Genomic DNA, 9,336 nt, shown 5'->3' on the forward strand with positions numbered 1-9,336 from the left:
GGCAGCCTTTTTACATTTATCCAAATCTTAACGCTACTTCGTGCCTTTCTTTATGAGATAGAGATACGGCAGAGATTCGGTTTGCTCACCAATTAACTGATGATCCATAAAGCGACAGAAACTCGGAATGTCGCGAGTTGTTGATGGATCGTCAGCACTGACAAGCAATACATCACCATCATCCATTTTTCTTATTGTCTTCCTGACCATCATAACCGGCTCCGGACAGCGCAAGCCTTCGGCTTCCAATGTGTGCGTGGCGAGTAAGGTATTGATTGTCATTAGGGCGCTCTTTCTTATCTAAAATCTGGTTGAATTCTACTTACGACGAAAAAATATGCAATAACTCTTGGCAAATGGGTTGTTTTGCTTTAACTTAATTTAACAAGTTGGTAACAAAGTGCTAAGGAGTAGCCGTGTTGACCATTTTAGATAGACTAACGATTTACGCTTTACTCTGTTTTATTTCTTTTTGTGCCTTGGTGCTAAAGACGTCTGGCGAACCAACGCTGATGCCGCTTATCGGATTGAGCGCTTCTATTGTGGCGATGTGGATTGAAATGAGACAGTGGCCAGATGTAGTAGATGAGAATAACAGTTAACATTACTGCTACATTTTGCTCTATGAGTAATAATGACAAATGAATTCCGACACTATCCCCAATTTCTTGGGCTTCCCCGCTGAAAGGCGGGATTTTTTTTGCCTAAATTTTGATAAACCCGTGATGAGCAGGTGTAGACTATAAGAAGACCTAGTTAGGAGCCCATCAATGGAACTCGAAGATATTTATCGCCGTGATTTGAATTTGTTAGTCGCATTAAAAGTGCTGGTGGAAGAAGGAAGCGTCAGTCAGGCGGCAATTCGATTGAATTTGAGTCAGTCGGCAACCAGTCGAGTTCTAGGACGCTTACGAGAGTTACTTGATGACCCCCTATTTACACGGCAGGGACAGCGCATTATCCCAACAAGTAAGGCGCTAGAGATCTGCAAGCAAATTGATCAGCCACTTGAGTCGTTTCGTCAATTGCTGACTCCGAGTGAGTTTGACCCGTATTACTGTAATGAGCGGTTTTTGATCGCGACAACGGATTATGCGATGCAGACGATATTACCGTATGCACTGCCAAAAATTTACGAGCTTGCCCCTAATATTTCATTGGAATTTGCTCCATTGCAGCACGAGAATCTATTTAAGCAGCTGAGCACAGATAAAGTGGATATGGCTATTTGTCGTCCCGCAGGATTGGTGTCGCCCTTACATCAAGATGTACTAGGACCAGTGGGCGTATCATGTTTAGTCTCTAAGCAGCACCCTCTTGCGGATAGACCACTCTCTCTAGAAGATTATGTACATGCCCCTCATGCCATGATTGCGATCAGTGATGGTGTCAAAGCACTGTTAGATGCGGCATTGATCAATCAGAACCCTCGAAAAATGGTGCTGCGTGCTTCTCACTTAGAAGCGGCTCTGGCGATCGTGGATCGCATGCCGCTTATTATTACGGTTCCAGCCGATTTAGCTTATTTGGTAGCAGAGCGTTATGATCTGGTGATAAAGCCACTTCCTTTTGCGTTTACGCCATTTGATTATTCACTAATTTGGCATTCGCGTTGTCACACATCGGAATCTCAGCAATGGTTAAGGACAATCGTGAAGGAAGAGTGCGGAAAATTAATTACCAAGCGAATAGATGATGTTGGCTTAGCTTAAGTAAAAAGAGTGAGCAGTAGATAAGCGTAAGGTAATGAGAGCGCGTTATATCGGTTTAGTAACAAAAAAGCTCGCTATACAATAGCGAGCTTTATATTTTTAAAAAGAACAGCTTAAAGCTTGATGATTACGCGTCCAGTGATGGCGCCATTGGTAATATCTTCAGCGGCTTGAATGGCATGCTCTAAATCCACGGTTTTGCTTGCTTGTGAGTAGTAAGCTTCAGGCAGTAGTTCAGACAGTTGTTCCCAAGCTTTGATGCGTTTTTCTCTTGGACACATAACAGAATCAACACCCTGCAAACGAACGTTACGCAGAATAAACGGCATAACAGTGGTTGGTAGGTCAAAACCGCCAGCCAAGCCACATGCGGCAACAACACCGTTGTAGTTCATTTGAGCAAGTACTTTCGCGAGCATGCTGCTACCTACCGTATCCACAGCCGCAGCCCAAACTTGTCGCTCAAGAGGCTTAGCGGGTTCTTCTAATTCACTACGCTCAACAATGCGTGAAGCACCAAGTGAAGTGAGTAACGCTCCGTTTTGGCTTGCGCGACCAGTGACAGCTGCGACTTTGTAACCCAGTTGACTCAATAGTGTAATAGCTACGCTACCAACGCCGCCACTTGAACCCGTCACTAATACTTCACCATCTTCTGGTTTTACACCCGCATCGACAATAGCTTGAACACAAAGCATTGCAGTGAAACCTGCTGTACCAATTGCCATGACTTTATGCGCGTCTAGACCTTTCGGCATAGGAACTAGCCAGTCACCGTTAAGGCTCGCTTTTTCTGCCATGCCACCCCAGTGACCTTCACCTACGCCCCAACCAGTAAGGACAACTTCGTCGCCTTCTTTGTAGCGAGGGTCATCTGACTGTGAGACCACGCCAGATAAATCGATACCCGGAACCATAGGGAAGTTACGAACAATGCGCCCTTTACCGGTAATTGCCAATCCATCTTTGTAGTTCAGTGATGAATATTTTACATCTATCTTTACGTTGCCTTCAGGAAGTTGAGATTCATCAATCTGCGACACAGAAGCGATGGTTTTTTTGTCTTCTTGATTTAGTACAAGTGCTTTGAACATAGTGTGCTCCAAATGGATTGGTCTTTTAAACTACCATTGAGTCTAGGTGAGAATGATTGAAAATAACAATGAAACTTGAACATTCAATCTATGCGTTTTATGCATATTTAAAAGTAAAAAGGCCCCAAAAAGGGGCCTTGTTCGAGCAGCTATGATTAAGGACGTTCAAAGATGGTCGCAATACCTTGGCCCAAACCAATACACATAGTCGCAAGACCGTATTTTGCGTCTTTATCTTCCATGATATTGATCAGTGTCGTTGAGATACGAGAACCAGAGCAGCCGAGTGGATGCCCTAGAGCGATCGCCCCGCCGTTCAGGTTTACTTTTTCGTCCACAACATCAAGTAGGCCTAAGTCTTTCGCACAAGGTAGAGATTGAGCAGCAAATGCCTCATTGAGCTCCACAATATCAATGTCTTCCATATGGAGACCGGCGCGCTTTAGTGCTTTTTGCGTTGCAGGAACAGGTCCATATCCCATAATGGAAGGATCACAGCCTGCAATCGCCATTGAACGTATCTTCGCGCGGACTTTAACGCCCAGTTCTTTGGCTTTTTCTTCGCTCATTATCAGCATAACAGAGGCGCCGTCCGATAACGCTGACGAGGTGCCCGCAGTCACTGTACCATTGGCTGGGTCGAAGACAGGACGCAGTTTAGATAGACCTTCTACGTTGGTTTCTGGCCTAATCACTTCATCAAAATCTAGGGTAAATAAAGAACCATCTTCAGCGTGCGCTTCTATTGGTAGAATTTCATTCTTAAAGCGCCCCTCTACGGTTGCAGCTTGAGCGCGTTGGTGACTTCGAGCGGCAAATTCATCTTGCTGTTCTCTGCTAATGCCATGAAGCTTTCCTAACATTTCCGCAGTAAGCCCCATCATGCCAGCGGCTTTAGCCACATTTTTAGAGAGCTGTGGGTGAAAATCAACACCGTGATTCATAGGTACGTGACCCATGTGCTCCACGCCCCCGATCAGACAGATGTCCGCATCACCTACCATAATTGAGCGAGTCGCATCATGCAGAGCTTGCATAGATGAACCGCACAATCGGTTTACGGTAACGGCACCGATTTCAATTGGTAGACCAGCAAGTAAGGCTGCGTTACGAGCAACGTTGAAGCCTTGTTCAAGAGTCTGTTGTACACAGCCCCAGTAAATATCTTCTATTTCATGTGGATTGACGGCAGGGTTGCGAGCAAGAATCCCTTTCATCAGATGAGCTGAGAGATCTTCAGCTCTCGTGTGTCTAAATGCACCACCCTTGGAACGCCCCATGGGTGTGCGAAGACAATCAACAACGACAACATTTTTCATTTTGATAATTCCTCTTCCAGTTGGTGGCTACAGCGAGTTTGCTTGTTGCTGACTGTAAAATGACTCGCCCGAAGCCGCCATATCAATCAGGGTAGATGGTACTTGGTACATCGCACCGAGCGACGCATATTGTTTTGCCATCTCGACATAGTTGGCAATACCAATGGTATCCAAGTAACGGAACACACCACCGCGGAAAGGAGGGAACCCTAAACCATACACAAGCGCCATATCGGCTTCTTGCGGTGAAGCAATAATGTTTTGCTCTAGACACAGCACCACTTCATTGATCATTGGAATCATCATGCGTTGAATAATGGTGTCATCATCAAAAGATTGACTTGGTTGAGATACCGCTTCAAGAAGGCTTGCGACATCAGGACTTGGTGTTTTCTTCGGGCGACCACGTTTGTCTGTGGTGTAGGTGTAAAAACCAGAACCATTTTTTTGCCCAAAACGCTGTTGTTCAAAGAGTACATCTATCGAATCTCGATTCTCTTTTGCCATACGCTCAGGGAATCCTTCTGCCATAACGGCTTGCGCATGATGAGCAGTGTCGATACCAACAACATCAAGTAAATAGGCAGGTCCCATCGGCCAGCCAAACTTACGCTCCATGATCTTATCTATTTGGATAAAATCTGCACCGTCTTGGACGAGTTGGCTAAAGCCGCCAAAGTAAGGGAACAGCACTCGGTTGACGAAGAACCCAGGACAGTCGTTGACGACGATCGGAGATTTACCCATCTTTGCGGCATAAGCGACAACGCGATTAATGGTTTCTTCGGAGGTTTGCTTACCACGAATAATTTCGACTAAAGGCATTCTATGCACGGGGTTAAAAAAGTGCATGCCACAGAAGTTTTCTGGACGTGATAAGGATTTCGCTAAGACATCAATTGGGATTGTCGAGGTATTCGAAGCAATAACCGTATTGTCGGAAACCAATTTTTCAACTTCAGTTAATACCGCCGCTTTAATATTTGGATTCTCAACGACGGCTTCAACAATAACATCGGATTGCTCAATACCAGCATAGTGTAGGCTTGGTGTGATAGAAGAAAGAATACCGGCCATTTTAAACCCATCAAGACGCCCACGTTTGAGACGTTTGTTGAGTAACTTGGAGGCTTCTTCCATGCCAAGAACTAGGGAAGCTTGGGCGATGTCTTTCATCATAACAGGCACGCCCTTTAAAGCGGATTGGTATGCAATACCACCGCCCATAATACCAGCGCCTAGCACAGCAGCTCGTTGGGTTTCTTTACCTGATTTCGCCGCTTTTTTAGCAAGCCCTTTTATGTATTGATCGTTAAGAAAGATGCCAACGAGAGCATTTGATACATCGGAACCCGCAAGCTTAACAAAGTAATCTGCTTCAATTTGCAGTGCTTCATCTCGATGACAGCGCGCTGCTTTTTCTATGGTTTTGACTGCGGTGATCGGTGCAGGATAGTGTGGGCCGGCCTTTTGTGCCACAAGCCCTTTTGCCATAGTGAAGCTCATCATAGATTCGAGCTTGCTCAACGTCAGCGGTGAGAGTTTTTGTTGGCGACGAGTTTTCCAGTCAATTTTTTCATTGATGGCAAGCTCAATCGTGTTAACCGCTGATGCATGTAATGAGTCAGTCTCGACGATTGCGTCTAGCAAGCCAATCTTTAATGCTTCAGGAGCTCGACATGCTTTGCCTTGGGTAATGATCTCCATAGCGCTGTCAGCACCAATGACTCTTGGCAGTCGGACTGTACCGCCAAAGCCTGGCATAATTCCAAGCTTCGTTTCTGGCAAGCCAATGCTGGTGGTCTTATCACCAATGCGAAAATCGGCAGCAAGTACACATTCACAGCCGCCTCCTAATGCATGTCCTTTTAAGGCTGCAAGCGTTGGTACGGGCAAATCTTCAAGCTTATTAAAGATGTTGTTAGCAAACTGCAACCACTCCGTAAGCTCTGCTTTTGGTTTCGCGAACAGACCTAAAAATTCGGTGATATCAGCGCCAACGATAAAGGCGTTCTTGTCAGTGGTTAGGATTAAGCCTTTTAAACCGTCCCATTGCGCGACAGAATCTAGTGCTTTATCAAGCGATTCTAGCGTGGCGAGATCCAGCTTATTGACTGAATTTGATGCACTGAAGCACAGCTCAGCAATGCCGTTGCGTACTTCCTTTACCTGTAGGGTGTCAGATTGGTAAATCATTGTCGTTCTCCGTGACAGACAATCCATGATTGAGTGAAGCGGTTATTATTATGGATCTGGTTTGACCAGTGATTTTAGTGTGAACGTGTATTGAATAAATTTCAATACATTTTTTAAACAACTGTTTAACATTATGAGCAATGTCCGTTCTTGGAGTCAATCGAATCCTTGCGTGATAGAATACCCCTTTTAGGCGACATGGCTTTAAAAACCAATGAACTCAAGTGCATACCTAATTCCAGAGCTGTCGGTTATTTTTGAGGAAGAGATTAAGAAAAGTGTCTTTATTACTAAAATTAGTCATACCCCAAGCATTGATGAAGCCAAAGCGTTTGTTAATCAGGTGAAAACCCAACACAGCAGTGCACGCCATAATTGTTGGGGATTTGTCGCGGGTAGACCTGAAGATTCGATGATGTGGGGCTTTAGTGATGATGGTGAACCATCCGGTACGGCTGGAAAGCCAATTCTGGCTCAGCTTAGTGGCTCTGGTATTGGTGAGTTAACGGCGGTGGTGACTCGATACTCTGGTGGGATAAAACTGGGTACTGGTGGTTTAGTTAGAGCGTATGGCGGCGGTGTTCAGCAAGCATTAAAGTTAATTCAAACAATAGAAAAAAAAATAACCACTCGTTTACGAGTAGAGTTAGACTATGGGTTCATAGCGATTGCTCAGTCTGAATTCAGTAAGTTTGGTGCACTAGAGGTCGCTTCAGACTACAGTGAAAAAGTCGTATTGATTGTTGAAGTTGAAGTGAATCAAGTTGATGCGCTCACACTTAGCATTATTAACAAGAGTGGAGCCAAGGCAATGGTCTCCTTATTTGAAAACAACTAGGAAGTATAGAAGCTTTGCTTCATTCAATACACTATGCAATTTCGATCCATTATCCGCATTGTTGGGCTGTTACTAGCACTTTTTAGTGTTTCTATGCTAGCGCCTGCTCTCGTCGCATTAATTTACCGTGATGGTGCGGGCGTTCCTTTTGTTACCACCTTTTTTGTTCTCCTTATATGCGGGACGTTTTTTTGGTTACCGAATAGAAGACACAAACACGAGCTAAAGGCGCGAGATGGTTTTCTTATCGTTGTTTTGTTTTGGACGGTAATTGGTAGTGCAGGTGCGTTACCTTTTCTTATTTCCGATTATCCCAACGTATCGATAACCGATGCTTTCTTTGAATCATTCTCTGCATTAACGACAACAGGGGCGACTGTTATTGTTGGTCTTGATGAATTACCGAAAGCAATTTTGTTTTATCGTCAATTGTTGCAGTGGTTTGGTGGGATGGGAATCATTGTTCTTGCGGTCGCTATTTTGCCAGTATTGGGTATCGGAGGTATGCAGTTATACCGTGCAGAAATCCCCGGCCCAGTCAAAGACAGCAAGATGACACCACGTATCGCAGAAACGGCAAAGGCGCTTTGGTATATCTACCTAAGTTTGACTATTGCCTGTGCTGCTGCGTTTTGGGTAGCAGGGATGACGCCGTTTGATGCTATTGCTCATAGCTTCTCAACCATCGCCATTGGTGGCTTTTCGACGCATGATGCCAGTATGGGCTACTTTGATAGCCATGCCATCAATATGATCACCGTCGTGTTTCTATTAATTTCGGCCTGTAATTACTCGTTGCACTTTGCGGCTTTTTCATCGGGTGGTGTTCATCCTAAGTATTACTGGAAAGACCCAGAGTTCCGCGCTTTCTTATTCATTCAGTTAGTGCTTTTTTTGGTGTGCTTTTTGATTCTCCTTGAACACCATTCGTATCAATCCTTCTACGACGCGTTTGATCAGGCGTTATTCCAGTCTGTCTCTATATCAACGACAGCCGGATTTACCACCACTGGTTTTTCAGAGTGGCCACTTTTTTTACCGGTCTTATTGTTGTTTTCGTCTTTTATTGGTGGCTGCGCAGGTTCAACCGGGGGCGGCATGAAGGTTATTCGTATCTTATTGCTAACACTGCAGGGCGCTCGTGAAATGAAACGATTGGTGCACCCAAGAGCGGTATATACCATTAAAGTTGGTGGAACCGCACTGTCACAACGGGTTGTTGACGCCGTGTGGGGATTCTTTTCTGCCTATGCGTTGGTCTTTGTTGTTTGCATGCTCGCTTTGATTGCGACAGGTATGGATGAATTAAGTGCTTTCTCGGCCGTTGCGGCGACGCTAAACAATTTAGGTCCAGGTCTTGGTGAAGTCGCTGTGCATTTTGGGGAAGTTAATGACAGCGCTAAGTGGATATTGATTGTTTCCATGCTATTTGGTCGATTAGAAATATTCACACTACTCATTTTATTAACGCCTGCGTTTTGGCGTAGCTAAGGAAGTTTTATGGCAAAGGTACTTTACTTGTACTCGACAAGAGAAGGGCAAACTCAAAAAATCATTGAGCGTATTGCAGCGCAATGCAGCGACAGTGAGGCTGACCTTGTCGATCTAAATACAGTTGGTGACATAGACTTGTCTAACTATGAGCGAGTTCTGATTGGCGCTTCTATTCGTTACGGCCATTTAAATAAAAAGCTCTATCAGTTTATTGACCGCCACCGCAAGCAACTCGATCAGAGTCGGGTTGCATTTTTTTGTGTCAACCTCACGGCGAGAAAAGAAGACCAAGGAAAAGATACGCCAGAAGGAAGTGCATACATCAAAACCTTTCTGAAAAAATCACCTTGGCAACCTTCTTTAATAGGTGTGTTTGCAGGTGCCCTCTATTATCCACGATATAATGTATTTGATCGGTTCATGATTAAGTTCATTATGAAGATGACCGGCGGAGAAACGGACACGACGAAAGAAGTTGAGTATACCAATTGGGATAAAGTGACATTGTTTGCTGAGAAATTTCACCAACTCTAGCCATTAAAGGTATGCTTTTAAGCCGTTTTGTACTGTTTTTGACCGAACGCAAACAAAATATAAAAAATGCGAAAAAAAAGGTTGCCAACGAGACGCCGATCTCTATAATGCACCCTCGCTGACACGGGAAGGGTTCAACAAAAACCAAG

Annotated in this window: 9 protein-coding genes; 5 read left to right on the top strand and 4 right to left on the bottom strand. The window is 44.7% G+C overall.

The window, feature by feature from the left end; translation table 11 throughout:
• Positions 1 to 33: 33 nt before the first annotated feature.
• Positions 34 to 282: a sulfurtransferase TusA gene (gene tusA, locus M9196_RS20225; RefSeq protein WP_250619315.1), complete on the bottom strand. Its 249-nt coding sequence runs from the start codon at positions 280 to 282 to the stop codon at positions 34 to 36.
• Positions 283 to 416: 134 nt separating this feature from the next.
• Between tusA and M9196_RS20230 the strand changes: the two genes are divergently transcribed.
• Both M9196_RS20230 and M9196_RS20235 read left to right on the top strand, forming a co-directional pair.
• Complete coding sequence (locus M9196_RS20230) at positions 417 to 602, top strand: hypothetical protein (protein WP_250619316.1); 186 nt, start codon at positions 417 to 419, stop codon at positions 600 to 602.
• Positions 603 to 770: 168 nt separating this feature from the next.
• Complete coding sequence (locus tag M9196_RS20235; protein ID WP_250619317.1) at positions 771 to 1,712, top strand: LysR family transcriptional regulator; 942 nt, start codon at positions 771 to 773, stop codon at positions 1,710 to 1,712.
• Positions 1,713 to 1,825: 113 nt separating this feature from the next.
• Here the strand turns inward: M9196_RS20235 and acuI are convergent, their stop codons facing one another.
• From acuI to fadB, 3 genes are all read right to left on the bottom strand, one after another.
• Positions 1,826 to 2,806 carry an acrylyl-CoA reductase (NADPH) gene (acuI, locus tag M9196_RS20240; protein WP_250619318.1) on the bottom strand — a complete coding sequence of 327 codons (981 nt, stop codon included), beginning with the start codon at positions 2,804 to 2,806 and terminating at the stop codon, positions 1,826 to 1,828.
• Positions 2,807 to 2,961: 155 nt separating this feature from the next.
• Positions 2,962 to 4,125 carry an acetyl-CoA C-acyltransferase FadA gene (gene fadA, locus M9196_RS20245; RefSeq protein ID WP_250619319.1) on the bottom strand — a complete coding sequence of 388 codons (1,164 nt, stop codon included), beginning with the start codon at positions 4,123 to 4,125 and terminating at the stop codon, positions 2,962 to 2,964.
• Positions 4,126 to 4,152: 27 nt separating this feature from the next.
• Entirely contained in the window at positions 4,153 to 6,321 is a 2,169-nt protein-coding gene (fadB, locus tag M9196_RS20250) for a fatty acid oxidation complex subunit alpha FadB (protein WP_250619320.1), read from the bottom strand.
• Positions 6,322 to 6,535: 214 nt separating this feature from the next.
• Between fadB and M9196_RS20255 the strand changes: the two genes are divergently transcribed.
• Genes M9196_RS20255 through hemG form a run of 3 tightly spaced genes read left to right on the top strand, consistent with a single transcriptional unit; the run spans position 6,536 to position 9,187 of the window.
• Positions 6,536 to 7,159 carry a YigZ family protein gene (locus M9196_RS20255; protein ID WP_250619321.1) on the top strand — a complete coding sequence of 208 codons (624 nt, stop codon included), beginning with the start codon at positions 6,536 to 6,538 and terminating at the stop codon, positions 7,157 to 7,159.
• A 33-nt stretch (positions 7,160 to 7,192) separates the two neighbouring features.
• Positions 7,193 to 8,650: a TrkH family potassium uptake protein gene (locus M9196_RS20260; RefSeq protein WP_250619322.1), complete on the top strand. Its 1,458-nt coding sequence runs from the start codon at positions 7,193 to 7,195 to the stop codon at positions 8,648 to 8,650.
• A 9-nt stretch (positions 8,651 to 8,659) separates the two neighbouring features.
• Entirely contained in the window at positions 8,660 to 9,187 is a 528-nt protein-coding gene (hemG, locus tag M9196_RS20265; RefSeq protein WP_250619323.1) for a menaquinone-dependent protoporphyrinogen IX dehydrogenase, read from the top strand.
• Positions 9,188 to 9,336: the final 149 nt, after the last annotated feature.

The sequence above is a fragment of the Vibrio methylphosphonaticus genome, from assembly GCF_023634655.1.
GTDB classification, from domain to species: domain Bacteria; phylum Pseudomonadota; class Gammaproteobacteria; order Enterobacterales; family Vibrionaceae; genus Vibrio; species Vibrio methylphosphonaticus.